Origin of the sequence: Psychrobacillus sp. FSL K6-1267, assembly GCF_038003265.1 — a bacterium.
In the GTDB taxonomy this organism is placed as follows: domain Bacteria; phylum Bacillota; class Bacilli; order Bacillales_A; family Planococcaceae; genus Psychrobacillus; species Psychrobacillus faecigallinarum.
Genome location: NZ_JBBOOR010000001.1, coordinates 2,514,211 through 2,531,623, shown reverse-complemented (window position 1 = coordinate 2,531,623; position 17,413 = coordinate 2,514,211). Strand labels below are relative to the sequence as shown.

Sequence of the window (17,413 nt, the reverse complement as noted above, 5' to 3'; positions counted from 1 at the left end):
TTAAAATGAAAGATTTGGCTAATTTAACTAAGCTGTCAACAGAACAGAGAAATGATAGGTCGACTAATATTGATAATATGTCTACCAAAGGCATTTTAACCTTGATTAATGATGAGGATTTAAATGTCGCTAAATGTGTTCAGGAAGTCTTGGAGGAAATTGAAAAGGCAGTAGATGTTGTATATGAATCCATGAAGTCTGGTGGAAGATTATTTTATGTTGGTGCAGGAACCAGTGGAAGGCTAGGAATATTAGATGCTGTGGAATGTCCTCCTACCTTTGGAACATCACCAAATTTAGTACAAGCTATTATGGCTGGCGGATTGAACGCTTTTGAAAAAGCTGTAGAGGGCGCTGAGGATAGCCCGGTAATGGGTAAAGAAGATTTAATAGAAAGAAACTTAGCTAGTTGTGATGTAGTAGTGGGAATAGCAGCGAGTGGCAGAACACCATATGTGATAGGAGCATTAGAGTATGCTAGTCAGATTGGAGCACAAACCATCAGTCTAACTGCAAACAAAAATTCCATTATAAGTGAATATGCAGCTATAAAAATTGAAGTAGAAACAGGACCAGAGGTAATTACTGGCTCTACTAGAATGAAGGCAGCAACTGCTCATAAGTTAATCCTAAATATGATCTCCTCTACAGTAATGATCAAGCTAGGAAAGGTTTATGAAAATTTAATGGTGGACGTTTCAGTTAGTAATGAAAAGCTAGAAGAGCGAGCGAAGGGAATCATCCAAACTATTACTCAACAGTCTTATGAAGAGACAGAGAAATATTTAGGACTAACAAATAAGGAAGTAAAACCTGCGATAGTAATGATGAAAGCGAATGTAGATTATGAAGCGGCTAAGGATTATATTGAACAAGCAAATGGATTTGTTCGAAAGGCAATTGAATTGGCCGGAACGAAATCATAAGAGGAGGGTGCATGATGAAGGAACTAAAGAAGCTAATCTTGGATGATTTTGACTGTGCCAAACTTAGTGACTATGACACTAACCGTTCTTTTGTCTCCTCCTATGATTTATCTCTAAGTAAGGATTACGTAAAACATGGTAATTATAGTTTGCAAATTAACTTTAACTTCGGAGGCTGGGTTACAGGGAATGGAGCCATGTATATTAAGTTTAAGAAGGAATTATTGACAGAGCAGAGACCTAAAAAGATAGCTATGTGGGTACATAGCGATGGGAAAACACCATGGCTCCGAGCAACTATTATTGATGGGGACAATGAGCGAAAAGTAGTAAACCTAACAGACGGTAACATTAGCTGGAGAGGTTGGAAGTACTTAGACGCAGAGATAGAGCAAAACTGGAAGCTTCCATTAAGGTTGGAGCAAATATATGCGGTAGAAACAAATATGATTTACCAAAAAGACTCCAGTATTAATGGAAAGTTCTATTTAGATCAAATTCTTTTTGTGTATGTGGATGATCAGGATCTTTCTGGACCCGTATTTAGTGACATATTACCTGAAAAAGAAAAGGTCTATTCAAATTCGTTTGTTTTTTCTGCCGTAGTGAGTGATTTTATGTCAGGAGTAGACCTGAATTCTATTATAATGAAGGTAAACAATGAATTAGTTATTCATTCCATTCAAAAGAACAAGATTTCTTATCATTTACAAGATCTTCCTGAAGGGAACTATACTATAAGTGTTCATGCAAAGGATCTGGCAGGTAATTGGTCACTTCCACATCTAGAGAAAACTTATATAGTAGATTTAAGTCAAGATCTTGAAAAACCTATATTATCAAATGTAACGCCAACCAATTCAGCCGTGGTGTACACAGCCACACCCCGGATAAATTTTCGACTGTTAGATGATCAAAGTGGGATTGAAGGAAAAGAAATTATCATCACTATTAACAATAGACAGCAACAAGTTATATATGATGAAGAAACTGGCTGGGGTTACGCAATTGCTAACGTTAGATTAGAAGATGGGAACCATCATTTCTCAATTTATGCAATGGATCGAGCTGGGAATGAAATGGACCTCTTTCAGCAAGAATTTTTTATCCAAACTCTCAATTCACCAAAGGTTGAAGACTGCTATTCAATAGCAATTATTCCCGATACACATTCACTTGAATACGGGAAGGCTGCGCTAGGACATTCTATGGAAGCTTCCTCGGACTTTGTGATACATATGGGTGACTTTGTAGATCAAGGAACAGAAGAGGAATACATACTTTTTAAAGAGTTTCTGCTGGCTAACGCAAAGAAGCCGATATTGACTCTAGCAGGCAATCATGAGGCGTTTCAAGGCAATTTAAAACTATATCGGAACTTCATGGGTTCCCCAGCCTATCATTTCAATTATGGGAATGTACTATTTATTATATTAAACAGTGCGATAGAGCAAAGTATTACACAATCTGATTCGACCCAGTTTACTTATTTAAAGGAAGTTTTAGCATCTAACAATGAAAAGCGAATTGTCATTCTTACGCATGTTCCAACTAAGGATCGATTTGGAACTGCCCATGAAATGGATAGGAAAGATACAAAGAAATTAGAAGAAATTCTAATTGAATATAAGAGACAAGTGCCCTCAAGTGACATTGTTGTTTTGTTTGGACATTTACATACGCTTGATCAGTGGGAGTATGGAGGAGTTCGTTTTATTATTACAGGAAATTCTGCGCCAAAAGGATATGTAAGTAAAAAACAAGGAAATACACTCGGTTATGGGTTGCTTCATAATAGGTCTGAAGGTTTATGTTATGAATACAAACCATATTCTTGACCCTTCAACAGTAAGAGAGATGGTGTAGTGCCTGAGCTAAAAAGCTATATTTTATAAAGAAATGAGTTGATTATTATGTCATCTGCCAACGGTGGACTAGTTATGCTAAACGAAATGGTGAACACATTGCCGCCCTCTGAAAGAAAAATTGCAAAGTACATATTAAATCATCCTCAAGAGGCAATTTCTTTAACGGCAATCGAATTAGGTAAAAGAAGCTCTACAAGTGGAGCAGCAGTCATTAGGCTATGTAAATCATTAGACTTAAAAGGTTTACAAGACCTAAAGTTACGTATTGCAGGGGATTTGCAAAAGACGACAGAGCACGGGTTTAGAGATATTGAGCCCAATGAACCTATTTTATCCATTATTGACAAGATGACAAATAATAGCATCAAAACGATACGTGAAACTGCGGAAATGTTAAATACAGAAGAACTAGAAAAGGCTATTCAACTTCTTAAAGTTGCAAATACAGTGCATTTTGTTGGAGTAGGAGCCTCTAATATAATTGCGCAAGATGCCCAACAAAAGTTTTTGCGGATTAACAAGAATGCTTATGCCTTTCCTGATATTCATTTGGCGATGACCTTAGTAGCAACAGCGGAGGAAGGAGACGTTGTAGTAGCTGTTTCATTTTCTGGAGAAACAGCAGAAGTAGCTAAAGTATTGGAGCTAGCTAAACAAAAAGGCATTTCTATTATTAGTATAACCAAATATGGAAACTCGATTATTTCTAAGATTGCGGATATAAAGCTTTATACGTCAGCAACAAGAGAGTCAACATTTCGTAGTGGCGCTACTTCCTCTCGAATTGGACAGCTTCAGGTGGTGGATATTCTATTTATGGGAGTTGCATCTCTACAATACGAGGAAACTGTTAAGTATCTTGATGCCACACGAGATGCGGTCAATTTTCTGTCGAAGGATTCCAAAAAATAATTTATTACATAGCTAACTCTCCTAGGAGTTGGCTTGTTTATTGTCAAAAAGGGGTGGAGACAAAATGTATGTAATAGGAATTGATGGTGGAGGAACGAAGACGACCGGAATTATTGCTTCATATAAGGGGGAAGTAGTAGCAAAAGCAACAGTTGGTGGAACCAATATAAATAGCATAGGAAAGAAAGCTGTCCAAGCAGAATTAGTAAAGCTTGTAACAAATTTAAAAGCAACTGCACCAGATGATTTTAAACAGGTAAAACGAGTATTTGCTGGCATGGCCGGAGCTGGCAATACCTCCAATCAAGAAGCCTTAAAAAAAATGCTCCTTTCCCTCTTTCCATCAGGAGTAAATATTAATATAGATCACGATGCTATTACAGCATTGTACTCCGGAACTATAGGTAAACCTGGAATAGTACAAATTGCAGGGACAGGAGCAATTACATATGGTGTTAACCAAGTATTCGAAAGAGCGCGTGTAGGAGGCTGGGGCCATCTATTTGGGGATCAGGGAAGCGGCTATGCAATTGGTAGAGATGCTTTAGAGGAAGCATTTAAAGCGAGAGATGGTATTACTAAACCAACGCTATTGTGCGAACTCCTTATGAAGCATTTTGGCAAAGATGAATTACCAGATATTATTCCAAATATTTATCAGTCTGAAAACCCTAAAAAGCTAATATCTTCGTTAACCATGTTAGTTCTGGAGGCAGTACAGCAAGATGACATAACAGCCAAAAAGATTATACAAAAAAATGGAGCAGAGCTTGGTATAGCAATTTCTACACTTGTAAGTCTATTATTCACTCAAGGAGACAAGGCCATTCCAGTTGTTTTAGTAGGAGGCTTGTTTAGTAGATATGACATTTTGAAGGAATCCATTGAGCAAACCATTAAAGAAAAAGGTGTCAGGGTGGAAATGATTTTCCCTAAAATATTGCCAGCTGGTGGAGCTGTGGTCGCTGCTCTCTTAGAAGAAAAAGTGGACATCGATGAGTTTTTTTTAGAAACATTTAATAGAACAAACTAAGTAGAAGAGGTGAAATAATGAAACTTATAGCGTGGCATGTGGAAAGGCTAGATGAACTGGTGAATTTATGGAATATAGAGCTAGGTAGTGAGTTTCCTATGCGTAAGGAGCTATTTGAACAAAATAGTTTTCATGATGAAAATGTCTGTCATGAGGCTTCGCGAATTGCTGTCGATGAGCAGGATAGAGTAATCGGATTTATTGTAGGCAAAAGGTGGCAGGAAGAATTGTCAGTCCCGATGAAAGAAAAAACGGGATGGATACAAGTAATTCTTGTTCATCATGAATACCGTGACCAGGGGGTCGGATCTGCTCTTTTGAGACATGCAGAGGAAGCTCTACACTCAGCTGGTATGCATGAGATATTGTTAGGTAAAGATCCGTGGCATTATTTTCCTGGTGTACCTTCCCAATGTAAGGAGACTTGGTTTGAAGAGAGGGGATATCAAGCATTCGGAAAGGAGTACGACATGCTTTGTAGGTATGAGGATGACGACACAAAAGCGTTGCCTTCCATCGACAGCGTAGAATTCTCTCTATTAAATTTTGAGGATAGAGAGCATTTCCTTGCATTTCTTCATCGTTGTTTCCCAGGTAGATGGGAGTACGAGGCTCTTCATTATTTCCAAAGGGGAGGAAATGGTCGAGAGTTTGTCGTTCTCAAAAAAGAAAACAAAATTATTGGTTTTTCAAGAATAAATGATGCTTCTTCACCTTTGATTGCACAAAACGTTTATTGGGCTCCTCTATTTAACCGAGAATTAGGAGGAATCGGTCCATTAGGAATTGATTCTACGGAACGAGGCAGTGGATATGGCATTGCGATTGTTGAGGCTGCTATAGCTTTTCTACGAAGCAGAAATATTAAAAATATTGTCATAGATTGGACTGGGCTTGTCGATTTTTATCGTAAGTTAGATTATGAGGTATGGAAAGGATATACCTCATATCGAAAACTGCTTTAATATGTTTTGATGGGCACATAAATCTCATATGGGGAGAGAGGCAATTGGAAGGACAAACAAGCTATGTAGTAGGTCTTATGTCAGGAACATCCTTGGATGGAGTAGATGCAGCACTCGTTAAAATATCGGATGCTCAGGACTATTTACAAATAGATTTAGTGAATTATTTGTCTGTCCCATACTCTAGAGAGCTAAAAGAACAGCTTGGAGAGCTTTGTATACCTGAACTGGCTAGGATAGAGAACATTAGTGCAATGAATATGTATTTAGCAGAAGTTTTTTCTGAAGTTACCTTAACTGTTATTCAACAGGCAGGATTAACGCCTAGTGATATATTACTTGTAAGTTCACATGGCCAAACGATTTTCCATCAACCTGATCCTATTAAAATTGAAGGAACGGATATAATATCTACTTTACAAATAGGTGATATAGCAGTCTTGGCCGAGCGTACGGGAATAACTGCTGTTGGGGATTTTAGAACACGTGATATGGCTGTAGGTGGAAGTGGTGCTCCATTGGTCCCATACGCAGACCACATGCTTTATGCAAAGGAAAATTATGGAAGAGTCCTCGTTAATATAGGAGGCATATCTAATATAACCGTCTTATCTAAGGGTGCTATAGCTGCAAATGTTATCGCGTATGATACTGGTCCTGGAAATATGATTATTGATGCTTTCGTGTCATGGGCAACTGCAGGTAGGGAATCCTTTGACCGAGATGGAGATATTGCACGTAGGGGTATGGTGGATGAAAGATGGCTAAATAAGCTACTTGATCACCCTTATTTCGAACAGAATTACCCTAAAAGTACGGGGAGAGAGATGTTCGGAGTGGGTTTTGCTAGGAAACTTTGGCAGGAATCGGAGAGTTTATATATTAATCAAGTAGATAGAATAGCTACTGTCACCGCGTTAACTGCAAAAACTATAGCTAAAGAAATCTTAACTCATGGAAAAACTGCATATGTAAAAGAAGTTTTAATCAGCGGTGGAGGAAGAAATAATCAAACACTATTTAATAGTATTCAAGAATATCTTCCAAAGGATATCTCTGTAGTTGGAATTGAAGAGTATGGAATGGTTGCCGATGCTAAAGAAGCTGTCATTTTTGCTTTGTTGGGTTACCAATGCTTTAAAAAAAGAACGAACAATCTTCCATCTGCAACTGGTGCTACAAAAGAGGTTGTGATGGGAAAAATTGCATGGTGAAAAAGATAAGAAGCTTTTTTCACGAAATTAGCAAATGATTTTTTCTTTGTTTATAGTTGACATACCTATTCGATTTAAAGGATTATAAAGTATGAAGGAAATAAGATAACCTTTGTTTTTTCGAAAGGTAATCGGACGAACATACTTGTATATCAATAATGTTGAAAGTCTAGTCAATTATGCTATAATATACAGGTTGTCAATATAATTAGTGAAAAACTGTCCTGTTAAGTTTCAAACTTTTAATATACAGGCTACTAAATTATTGTAATTTATTTATTGGAGGTAGAATAAATGTCAGTTAAATGGGAAAAACAAGAAGGAAATAATGGTCTTTTAACAGTTGAAGTTGCTGCTGATGTAGTAAACAACGGTTTAGATCAAGCTTTCAAAAAAGTGGTAAAGCAAATTAATGCACCTGGTTTCCGTAAAGGGAAAATGCCACGTCAAATTTTCGAAAAAATGTACGGAGTTGAATCTTTATTCCAAGATGCATTAGATTTCATTCTTCCACATGCATATGCTTCAGCAGTTGAAGAAGCTGGTATTGATCCAGTTGATCGTCCAGAAATCGACATCGTATCAATGGAAAAAGGTCAACCTTTAGTATTCACTGCTAATGTAGTAGTAAAACCAGAGGTAACACTTGGTGAATACAAAGGACTTGAAGTAACTAAAGTAGATGAAACAGTTACAGACGAAGAAATTGAAGAGCAATTAAAAGCTCAACAAGCTCGTTTAGCTGAATTAGTAGTAAAAGAAGATGCAATCGTTGAAGGCGATACTGCTGTAATCGACTTTGAAGGATTTGTAGACGGAGAAGCGTTTGAAGGTGGAGCTGGTCAAGACTACCCATTAGAAATCGGTTCTAACTCTTTCATCCCAGGCTTTGAAGGTCAACTTGTAGGAGTTAAATCTGGCGATTCAAAAGATGTAGAAGTTACATTCCCAGAAGAGTACCATGCAGCTGAATTAGCAGGGAAAGCAGCAACTTTCAAAGTTACAGTTAAAGAAGTAAAAGGAAAAGAACTTCCTGAGCTTAATGACGACCTAGCTAAAGAAATTGATGCTGAAGTAGAAGGCATTGATGCTTTACGTGCTAAACTTAAAGAAACTACTGCTGAAGAGAAAAAACAAATGTCAGCACAAAACCTTCGTGATGATTTAGTAGAAGCTGCTGCAGCAAACGCTACTATCGATATCCCAGAAGCAATGATTGAAACAGAAACTGATCGTATGCTACAAGAATTTGGTCAACGTTTAGAGCAACAAGGCATGAACTTAGATCTTTACTTCCAGTTCTCTGGTCAAGACGAGGCTGCTTTACGCGGACAAATGGCAGAAGATGCTAAAAATCGTGTGAAAGTATCATTAACTCTTGAAGCTATTGCTGAGAAAGAGAATCTTCAAGCGTCTGAAGAAGATATCAACGCTGAACTAGAAAAAATGAGTGCACAATTCAATATGTCAGCTGACGATATTAAACGTGCACTTGGTGGTACAGAAGTTCTTGCAAATGACCTTCGCTTCCAAAAAACTGTGGAATTCTTAGTAGAAAACGCTAAAATTTCATAATTACACATAACGCGTTATAATATATAACAAGGTACAGCATCTGTCTGTGCCTTGTTTTATACATACATATTTTAAAGGTATGGCGCTGTTACCGTTGTTTGTTTGTTAGCCAATGTTATGTGGTATAGTAGTTTAAATTGCATATTGTTCTGCAAGAAATTCAGAGGCTCTTTTTGTAATGGTGCTTTTGTATATACCAACGTGTTGCAATAAGACGTAACAGCGTCTGATGTATAAAAAAACTTGATCAAACTTATTATTTGATTCCTAACAAAGAATCTTGTAAGATAATGGCTTGAATAGGGGTGAATATTTTGTTCAAATTCAATGATGAAAAAGGGAACTTAAAATGTTCTTTTTGTGGCAAGCCACAGGAACAAGTTCGTAAACTTGTTGCGGGGCCTGGTGTCTACATTTGTGATGAGTGTATTGATTTGTGTTCTGAAATAGTAGAAGAAGAACTTGGCACAGAGGAAGAAGTAGAGTTCAAAGAAGTTCCAAAACCAAAAGAAATTCTAGCTATTTTAGATGAATATGTAATTGGCCAAGAGCGAGCAAAAAAATCACTTGCAGTAGCTGTTTATAACCATTACAAACGTATTAACTCTAATAGCGTAATTGATGAAGTAGAATTATCTAAATCAAATATAGTTTTAATCGGACCAACTGGTAGCGGTAAAACATTACTTGCTCAAACTTTAGCTAGAATTCTCAACGTTCCATTTGCTATTGCAGATGCTACTTCTTTAACAGAAGCTGGATACGTAGGGGAAGATGTAGAGAATATCCTTTTAAAGCTTATTCAATCAGCAGACTATGATATTGAAAGAGCAGAAAAAGGCATTATTTATATAGATGAAATAGATAAAGTTGCACGTAAATCTGAAAACCCTTCTATCACTAGAGACGTTTCAGGTGAAGGGGTACAACAAGCCCTTCTTAAAATACTTGAGGGTACTGTAGCTAGTGTTCCACCACAAGGTGGACGTAAGCATCCTCATCAAGAATTTATTCAAATTGACACAACGAACATCTTGTTTATCGTTGGAGGAGCATTCGATGGAATCGAACAGATTATTAAACGCCGTTTAGGTGAAAAAGTAATTGGTTTCGGTGCAGATCCTAACAAAGTTCAAGAAGATGCAAAATCTGTGTTATCTCAGTTAATTCCAGAGGACTTATTGAAATTTGGTCTAATCCCTGAATTCATCGGTCGTTTACCTGTATTAGCAAGCCTAGAGCAGTTGGATGATAAAGCGTTAGTGCAAATACTTACAGAGCCTAAGAACGCACTAGTTAAGCAATATCAAAAAATGATTGAGTTGGATAATGTGAAGTTAACATTTGAAGATGAAGCTTTAGTGGAAATTGCGAAGGAAGCTATTGAGCGTAAAACTGGTGCTCGTGGATTACGTTCTATCATTGAAAATACAATGCTAGATGTAATGTATGAATTACCATCACGAGAAGATATCGTGGAATGTGTGATTACTAAAGAAACAATTACAGAGCACGCACGTCCTAAACTTTTATTAGAAGATGGTTCTGAATTAAAAGATTTAGATAACGAAAAAACATCGGCTTAATAGCCATTGAAAAAGCTGGCTTCCAAACTACGTGCATAGGCGCGAGCAAGGATGTCAGCTATTTCTCTTTATAAGATGAAAACTACCTCTTTTTATCATGAGGTTTACTGTATTATTAGGATACATAAAGGATACAATATGATGGAGGTGAATTCCAAAGTGGCAGAAAAAACATATTACCCAGTTTTACCCCTTCGTGGTTTATTTATATTTCCTACTATGGTTTTACATATAGATATAGGGCGCGAGCGTTCAATTGATGCTTTAAATACAGCAATGAAACGCGAAGAAAAACTCTTTATTTCCGCACAAAGGGATTTGGGTGTAGAACATCCTAGCCAAGAGGATATATATCCTGTAGGGATTCTTGCGCATATAAAACAGGTTGTGAAGTTACCGAACGGAACGATGAGGGTATTAGTTGAGGGACTTCAGCGTGCAATTTGGGATGAATATAAAGTTACAAACAAAATGGATGAAGTAACCGTGTCAGCATATATCGAGCCAAAAGAAGCTGATCAAGAAGATCAAGCGTTAATGCGTACTTTATTACATAATTTCGAAAAGTATACGAAGGCTTCCAAGCAAGTGTCAGAGGAAACTTACCGTTCTGTAGCAGATATTGAAGAACCAGGTAGATTAGCTGATATGATTGCGGCAGCTTTACCGCTCAAAATATCTGGCAAACAAGAGATTCTAGAAATCATGGATGTTAAAGAGCGCATGGAAACCTTAATCGTGCAGCTTTATAATGAACAAGAAATTTTGAATCTTGAGAAAAAAATAAATAATCGTGTTAAAAATGCTATGGAAAGAACGCAAAAAGAGTTTTATCTTCGTGAGCAAATGAAGGCCATTCAAACCGAGCTCGGAGATAAAGAAGGTAAGACAGGTGAGGTTGCTGAGTTAAAAAGGCGCATCCAAGAAGCTGGTTTACCGGAAACAACCAAAAATAATGTGTTAAAAGAGTTAGATCGTTATGAGAAGCTTCCAACTCAAGCTCCAGAAAGTGGAGTCATTCGCAATTATATTGAATGGATTGTTTCTATCCCTTGGTCTAAGTCTACTGAGGATCAATTAGATATTAAACGTTCTGAACAAATTTTAGATCGTGATCATGATGGACTTGAAACAGTAAAAGAGCGTGTCTTAGAATATTTGGCTGTTCGCCAATTGACTAAATCGGTAAGAGGACCAATCCTTTGCTTGGCTGGACCTCCAGGAGTAGGGAAAACCTCTCTAGCCAAATCTATCGCTGAATCACTAGGACGTAAATTTGTACGAATCTCCCTTGGAGGAGTAAGAGATGAATCTGAAATTCGTGGACACCGCAGAACATATGTAGGTTCCATGCCAGGAAGAATTATTCAAGGGATGAAGAAGGCAGGAACGATTAATCCGCTTATTTTGCTAGATGAAATCGATAAAATGTCTAATGACTTCCGCGGAGATCCTGCCGCAGCCATGCTAGAGGTACTTGACCCTGAACAGAATAATTCCTTTAGTGATCACTATATTGAGGAAACATATGATCTTTCGAATGTACTTTTCATTGCTACTGCTAATGACTTAAGTACAATTCCTGGTCCCTTAAGAGATCGTATGGAAATTATCTCTATTGCTGGTTATACAGAAATAGAAAAGCTTTCTATTGCCAAAAATCACTTGCTGCCAAAGCAGCTTAAAGAACATGGCTTAAAGAAAACCCAGCTACAAGTTAAAGATGATGCCCTAATAGATGTTTTACGTTATTATACTCGTGAAGCTGGAGTCAGAAGCTTAGAGAGAGTACTGGCAAATATTTGTCGTAAGGCTGCTCTTCAAATCGTATCTGGAGACAAAAAACGTGTCACTGTGTCTGCAAAGAATTTGGAAGACATGATTGGTAAACGCAAGTTTCGTTATGGACAAGCTGAGTCAGAAAATCAAGTAGGCGTAGCAACAGGTCTTGCCTATACCACGGTAGGGGGAGATACACTCCAAATAGAGGTGTCTTTATCTGCCGGATCTGGTAAATTACAGCTTACTGGTAAGCTTGGTGATGTTATGAAGGAGTCTGCTCAAACTGCTTTGTCCTATGTACGATCGAAAGCCAATGATTTTGGAATTGATCCAACCTTCCATGAAAACAAGGATATCCATATTCATGTTCCGGAAGGTGCTGTTCCTAAGGATGGCCCATCAGCAGGTATTACTATTGTTACCGCGCTTGTTTCAGCATTATCTAAACGCCCAATTCTTCGGGAAGTTGGTATGACTGGTGAAGTAACTTTAAGAGGACGAGTGCTACCTATTGGTGGTTTAAAAGAAAAGACATTAAGTGCACATCGCGCAGGTCTTACGACAATTATTTGTCCAAAAGACAATGAGCGTGATATTGAAGATATACCAGAAAGTGTTCGCGAAGTATTGACGTTCCATTTTGTTTCCGATGCTGAAGAGGTGCTTCAACTGGCATTAGAGGAGGCAAAATAAATGAAAATTCATAACGTTGAACTATTAATAAGTGCTGTTAGACCAGCTCAATATCCAGAGGGAGATTTACCGGAATTTGCTCTTGCTGGGCGCTCCAATGTAGGGAAGTCCTCCTTTATCAATAAAATGATTGGTCGTAAGAGTATGGCTCGTATTTCCTCTAAGCCCGGGAAAACACAAACATTAAACTTTTACAAGCTGGAAGAGGATTTATTGTTTGTCGATGTACCTGGCTATGGCTATGCAAAAGTATCAAAGTCAGAACGCGCAGCGTGGGGTAAAATGATTGAAACTTATTTTACCTCCCGTGAGGTTCTGAAGGCTGTCTTATTAATTGTTGATTTAAGGCATCCCCCAACAACGGATGATTGTATGATGTATGACTTTTTAAAGCATTACAATATACCTTGTATTGTTATAGCTACAAAAGCTGATAAGATTCCTAAAGGGAAATGGGATAAGCATAAGAAGATTGTCAAAGAAGAGCTGCAAATGGACAAAAATGATCCTCTAGTAATCTTCTCTTCTGAAACAGGTTTAGGCTTCGATGCAGCTTGGGCAGAAATCGAAAGCAGAATGTAATATTTTACTATCTTCCTTCAGAAAGAGCTAATAAAAACGGTGGAAGCTAATGTTACAGTTTTAAGATTAAAAAAGGTTGATTAGGGAATACCATCCTTAGTTAATCTTTTTTTATGTGAATAGTTAATCTTTAATAATTTTGGACAGAATGTTTGTATTGAGTAATACTTTTTGTTATTATTAATTTATAATAATTCTAATTAAGATTTCATAGCTTGTTCACAAATGACAAATTATCTACTTGTGAACCTATGCTATAATAGGACTTATGAAATGAAATGAACGTGAAAGGGTGACATGACTCCATGCATACACTCGTGGTAGGTGTCAATTATCGTACTGCCCCAGTTGAGATTCGTGAAAAGCTTTCTTTTATCGAGGCTGAGCTTCCGAATGCGATGCAGGCATTACAGGAACAGAAGAGTATTTTAGAAAACGTCATTGTATCTACATGTAACCGTACAGAAATATACGCAACTGTAGATCAATTGCATACAGGAAGATACTATGTAAAACAATTTCTAGCGAATTGGTTCGATATCCCAATGGAGAACCTTTCTAGATATTTATTTATTCATGAAGACAATGAAGCGAATAATCACTTATTCCGTGTTACTGCTGGTATTGACTCCATGGTGCTTGGAGAGACTCAAATTCTTGGACAAGTGAAGAAAAGCTTTTTAAACGGGCAAGAAAATGGGACAACGGGTACAATTTTTAACCAATTATTTAAACAAGCTGTGACGTTTGCAAAGCGCGCTCATGCTGAGACATCTATTGGGGAAAATGCAGTATCAGTTTCTTATGCAGCAGTTGAACTAGGGAAAAAAATATTTGGTTCTTTAAACCACAAGCATGTAGTAATCCTAGGAGCAGGAAAAATGGGCGAGCTAGCTATCCAAAACCTTCACGGCAGCGGTGCTGAAAAAGTAACGGTTATTAACCGTACTTATGAAAAAGCGAAGGAGCTTGCTTCAAAATTTGAAGGCAATGCTAAACCTATGGATGAGCTTCAATGTGCATTACTTGAGGCTGATATTCTAATCAGCTCTACTGGTGCAACTGAATATGTAATTGACTATGAGTTAATGCAATTCGTAGACAGATTACGTAAAGGCAAGCCTTTGTTTATGGTCGATATTGCTGTGCCACGTGACTTAGATCCACAAATAGGTGATTTACCAAACGTGTTCTTATATGACATCGATGATTTACAAGGAATTGTCGAAGCGAACCTTGCTGAGCGTGAACGTGCAGCTGCCCAAATTAATAAAATGATTGAGACCGAAATCGATCAATTTAATGAGTGGGTAACTACTCTTGGGGTTGTACCGATTATCTCCGCACTACGCCAAAAAGCGAATAGAATTCAAGTAGAGACAATGAGTTCTATTGAAAACAAAATGCCTAACCTTACGGATCGCGAGCGCAAGATATTAAATAAACATACGAAATCGATTGTTAACCAACTTTTGAAAGAGCCGATTCTACAAGCAAAAGAACTTTCTACATCTAAGAACCCTGCTGAACAGCTCCAATTGTTCCAACAAATCTTTGGAATTGAAGAAGATGTAAAGAAGGAAGTAGAAGTTCAAGCAGAAAAAGCTAAAATCAATTTAAAGCAATCGCTATTGAATCAAGAATTAAAAGAGAACTTATCGTTCAATTAATCTACAGGAGGTGTTTTTGTATCTTTATCGAAACTAAAGAGATATAAAAGCACCTTTTTTATTGTATAAAGGGAGAAATGATATGGCTGATTTGACGATGACACGGCTTCACGAGATTATGGTCGTCCTCCAATCCGTTAGCCTTGTTTTCTATTTCATCGATTACCTCAACAAAGATCGGCAAGTTCATCGCTTGGCGGTAGGACTATTATCCATCGTCTGGCTACTACAAACGGTGTTTTTAGTCATGTATATGATAGAGATGAAGCGATTTCCTATTCTATCGCTATTTGAGGGTATATATTTCTATGCATGGCTCATCATATTGCTTTCTTTGATCATGCAGCTGGTCTTTAAGTCAGATTTACCAGGATTCTTTTTAAATATTATTGGATTTATATTTATGACCATCCATACATTTGCCCCAAGCCAATTGGAGCAATCGCCTGTGGGTGATGCCCTACGTTCAGAGTTATTGTTTATTCATATTACTTTTGCATTTTTAGCTTATGCTGCATTTGCTCTTTCGTTTGTTTTTTCTGTACTATATTTGATATTGTATAGAGTATTGAAACAGAAAAAATGGACAAAGCAATTCACTAGATTGCCATCTCTGCAGCATACGGAAACTGGAATGACGACGTCAATCATTACAGGAATCCCTTTATTGTTTGTAAGTCTCGTTCTTGGGTTACAATGGGCTTATATATCTTTAAATGAGTTTTCAATATTTGATTTTAAGATTGTTAATTCCTTTATTCTATTAGTTATATATATTGTCGTTTTATTAATAAGAAGGCGCGCAAGGTTTAAAGGGACGAACTATGCGTGGATTCACGTATATGCATTTTTATTTGTTTTAATAAATTTCTTACTAGGTAGTCGATTATCACAATTCCACTTATGGTATTAAGAAAGGTAGCGAGTCAATGCGTAAAATTATTGTAGGTTCAAGAAGAAGTAAGTTAGCTTTAACACAAACAAACTGGTTCATCCAACAAATGAAGGATATGGGGGCTCCATTTGAGTTTGAAGTGAAAGAGATTGTCACTAAAGGTGACCAAATTTTAGATGTAACGCTTTCCAAGGTTGGAGGAAAAGGATTATTTGTTAAAGAAATTGAACAAGCATTATATGACAAGGAAATTGATTTTGCTGTACATAGCATGAAGGATATGCCATCAGTCTTGCCTCCAGGATTAGTAATGGGGTGTACACCAAAACGTGTAGACGAACGTGATGCTTTCATCTCCACGGGTCATGTTAAATTTAACGACCTACCAAAAGGAGCAGTTGTTGGGACAAGTAGCTTACGTAGAAGCGCTCAGCTTCTATTACTACGTCCAGATATCGAGATTAAATGGATACGAGGTAATGTGGATACTAGATTGCAAAAGCTTCAAGACGGAGAATATGATGCGATTATTTTAGCTGCAGCAGGACTTAAGCGACTTGGCTGGAGCGATGAAGTAGTAACCGAATATATTTCTGTAGAAGATTGCGTCCCAGCAGTAGGACAAGGGTCATTAGCGATTGAATGTCGTGAGGATGATTTAGAATTATTAACTGAGCTTCAAAAGCTATCAGATAAAGAGACTTGGGATGCTGTTCATGCAGAGCGTGCTTTCTTAGCTGCCATGGATGGAGGTTGTCAGGTGCCGATTGCCGGACATGCTATCATTAAAGGCGATGAAATAACATTTACAGGACTTGTAGCTGCACCAGATGCTTCTGTTGTATATAAAGAAGTAGTGTCCGGAACAAACCCAGAGTCAGTAGGCAAAGAAGCAGCACGTATTATAACGGAACAGGGAGCTTATGATTTAATCCAGAAGGTTAAGGCTGATTTAAATGTCTGAAAGTTCACCTCTACAAAATGAACATGTCATTTTTACAGGGGTGAATAGATCAGAAGAGGCAGCAGCACTAACTGCTAGTTTAGGAGGGGTACCAATTCTAGCCCCGTTTATAGCCACTAAGGAGATTATACAGACCGATGACAAAGATAAACTCTTAAACAGTAATGCTTTTAAATGGTTTATATTTACTAGTCAGGCAAGTGTCGCGGCCTTTCATCAAAAAATACTTAGAAACAATTTAGAGATTGAATATTTTCAAGTGAAAATAGCTGCTGTTGGATCTAGGACCGCATCAGCACTAGAGCAATTGGGTTTCTCGATTGACTTTATGCCGAGCGTCTTTAGTGCCGATGTATTTATTCGAGAGTTTCCTCAGGTTGCAGCACCAGAGGAGTCCTGCTTGTTCTTTCGAGGTAATCTTGCAAAGAAAACAATCGTAGATGGTTTGGTCAATCCAGTTGACGAATGGACAGTCTATGAGACAGTCACGTTGGAAGATAACGTAGAAAAGGTTAAGGAAATACTCAATAGTGGGAAAAACTGTTCACTTGTATTCACTAGTCCTTCTACGGTCAATGCTTTCCATCAAACGATAGGCAAGGATCTAGGCTATCATGGTTTTACGGTATGTGCTATTGGCCATGTAACGAAGAATCATTTAAAATCATTAGGTATTACTGCACAAGTAATGCCAAGAACCTATACTTTAACAGAGGTAGTTTACGCGCTAGCTCAATGGAAGGGATGA

The 17,413-nt window shown here is 37.6% G+C and carries 14 protein-coding genes; all 14 read left to right on the top strand.

Translation table 11 applies throughout. The features are described 5' to 3' along the window. Positions 1-5: 5 nt before the first annotated feature. The 14 genes from murQ (at position 6) to MHB55_RS12840 (ending at position 17,413) form a co-directional block, all read left to right on the top strand. Positions 6-926 (top strand): N-acetylmuramic acid 6-phosphate etherase, encoded by a 921-nt coding sequence (gene murQ, locus MHB55_RS12905; protein ID WP_340863396.1) that lies wholly within the window; start codon positions 6-8, stop codon positions 924-926. Between the two features lie 14 nt (positions 927-940). Continuing rightward, positions 941-2,764, top strand: coding sequence for a metallophosphoesterase family protein (locus tag MHB55_RS12900; protein ID WP_340863395.1), 1,824 nt, complete (start codon positions 941-943; stop codon positions 2,762-2,764). Between the two features lie 75 nt (positions 2,765-2,839). Then, complete coding sequence (locus MHB55_RS12895; protein ID WP_340863394.1) at positions 2,840-3,706, top strand: MurR/RpiR family transcriptional regulator; 867 nt, start codon at positions 2,840-2,842, stop codon at positions 3,704-3,706. A gap of 64 nt (positions 3,707-3,770) precedes the next feature. Next, positions 3,771-4,739, top strand: coding sequence for an N-acetylglucosamine kinase (locus MHB55_RS12890; protein ID WP_340863393.1), 969 nt, complete (start codon positions 3,771-3,773; stop codon positions 4,737-4,739). 17 nt (positions 4,740-4,756) lie between these two features. Further along, entirely contained in the window at positions 4,757-5,704 is a 948-nt protein-coding gene (locus tag MHB55_RS12885) for a GNAT family N-acetyltransferase (RefSeq protein ID WP_340863392.1), read from the top strand. 44 nt (positions 5,705-5,748) lie between these two features. Next, positions 5,749-6,918, top strand: coding sequence for an anhydro-N-acetylmuramic acid kinase (locus MHB55_RS12880; protein ID WP_340863391.1), 1,170 nt, complete (start codon positions 5,749-5,751; stop codon positions 6,916-6,918). Between the two features lie 294 nt (positions 6,919-7,212). Then, positions 7,213-8,493: a trigger factor gene (gene tig / locus MHB55_RS12875; RefSeq protein ID WP_144535649.1), complete on the top strand. Its 1,281-nt coding sequence runs from the start codon at positions 7,213-7,215 to the stop codon at positions 8,491-8,493. Between the two features lie 314 nt (positions 8,494-8,807). Then, positions 8,808-10,079, top strand: coding sequence for an ATP-dependent protease ATP-binding subunit ClpX (clpX, locus tag MHB55_RS12870; RefSeq protein ID WP_144535651.1), 1,272 nt, complete (start codon positions 8,808-8,810; stop codon positions 10,077-10,079). 141 nt (positions 10,080-10,220) lie between these two features. Continuing rightward, positions 10,221-12,554, top strand: coding sequence for an endopeptidase La (gene lon, locus MHB55_RS12865; RefSeq protein ID WP_445678235.1), 2,334 nt, complete (start codon positions 10,221-10,223; stop codon positions 12,552-12,554). Beyond that, positions 12,555-13,136: a ribosome biogenesis GTP-binding protein YihA/YsxC gene (gene yihA / locus MHB55_RS12860; RefSeq protein ID WP_144535655.1), complete on the top strand. Its 582-nt coding sequence runs from the start codon at positions 12,555-12,557 to the stop codon at positions 13,134-13,136. It begins immediately after the preceding gene. Positions 13,137-13,441: 305 nt separating this feature from the next. Beyond that, on the top strand, positions 13,442-14,806 hold the full coding sequence (hemA, locus tag MHB55_RS12855) for a glutamyl-tRNA reductase (protein ID WP_340863390.1): 1,365 nt from the start codon (positions 13,442-13,444) through the stop codon (positions 14,804-14,806). Between the two features lie 82 nt (positions 14,807-14,888). Beyond that, positions 14,889-15,719, top strand: coding sequence for a cytochrome c biogenesis protein CcsA (gene ccsA, locus MHB55_RS12850; protein WP_144535659.1), 831 nt, complete (start codon positions 14,889-14,891; stop codon positions 15,717-15,719). A gap of 16 nt (positions 15,720-15,735) precedes the next feature. Beyond that, positions 15,736-16,665, top strand: a complete 930-nt coding sequence (gene hemC / locus MHB55_RS12845) for a hydroxymethylbilane synthase (protein ID WP_144535661.1) — start codon at positions 15,736-15,738, stop codon at positions 16,663-16,665. Then, positions 16,658-17,413 (top strand): uroporphyrinogen-III synthase, encoded by a 756-nt coding sequence (locus tag MHB55_RS12840; protein ID WP_340863389.1) that lies wholly within the window; start codon positions 16,658-16,660, stop codon positions 17,411-17,413. Before hemC ends, MHB55_RS12840 begins: the two co-directional genes overlap by 8 nt.

What these genes read in the sequence shown, in the direction of transcription:
- murQ (WP_340863396.1), top strand. Translation starts at nt 6, where the DNA reads ATGAAAGATTTGGCTAATTTAACTAAGCTGTCAACAGAACAGAGAAAT.
- MHB55_RS12900 (WP_340863395.1), top strand. Translation starts at nt 941, where the DNA reads ATGAAGGAACTAAAGAAGCTAATCTTGGATGATTTTGACTGTGCCAAA.
- MHB55_RS12895 (WP_340863394.1), top strand. Translation starts at nt 2,840, where the DNA reads ATGTCATCTGCCAACGGTGGACTAGTTATGCTAAACGAAATGGTGAAC.
- MHB55_RS12890 (WP_340863393.1), top strand. Translation starts at nt 3,771, where the DNA reads ATGTATGTAATAGGAATTGATGGTGGAGGAACGAAGACGACCGGAATT.
- MHB55_RS12885 (WP_340863392.1), top strand. Translation starts at nt 4,757, where the DNA reads ATGAAACTTATAGCGTGGCATGTGGAAAGGCTAGATGAACTGGTGAAT.
- tig (WP_144535649.1), top strand. Translation starts at nt 7,213, where the DNA reads ATGTCAGTTAAATGGGAAAAACAAGAAGGAAATAATGGTCTTTTAACA.
- lon (WP_445678235.1), top strand. Translation starts at nt 10,221, where the DNA reads ATGGAGGTGAATTCCAAAGTGGCAGAAAAAACATATTACCCAGTTTTA.
- yihA (WP_144535655.1), top strand. Translation starts at nt 12,555, where the DNA reads ATGAAAATTCATAACGTTGAACTATTAATAAGTGCTGTTAGACCAGCT.
- hemA (WP_340863390.1), top strand. Translation starts at nt 13,442, where the DNA reads ATGCATACACTCGTGGTAGGTGTCAATTATCGTACTGCCCCAGTTGAG.
- ccsA (WP_144535659.1), top strand. Translation starts at nt 14,889, where the DNA reads ATGGCTGATTTGACGATGACACGGCTTCACGAGATTATGGTCGTCCTC.
- hemC (WP_144535661.1), top strand. Translation starts at nt 15,736, where the DNA reads ATGCGTAAAATTATTGTAGGTTCAAGAAGAAGTAAGTTAGCTTTAACA.
- MHB55_RS12840 (WP_340863389.1), top strand. Translation starts at nt 16,658, where the DNA reads ATGTCTGAAAGTTCACCTCTACAAAATGAACATGTCATTTTTACAGGG.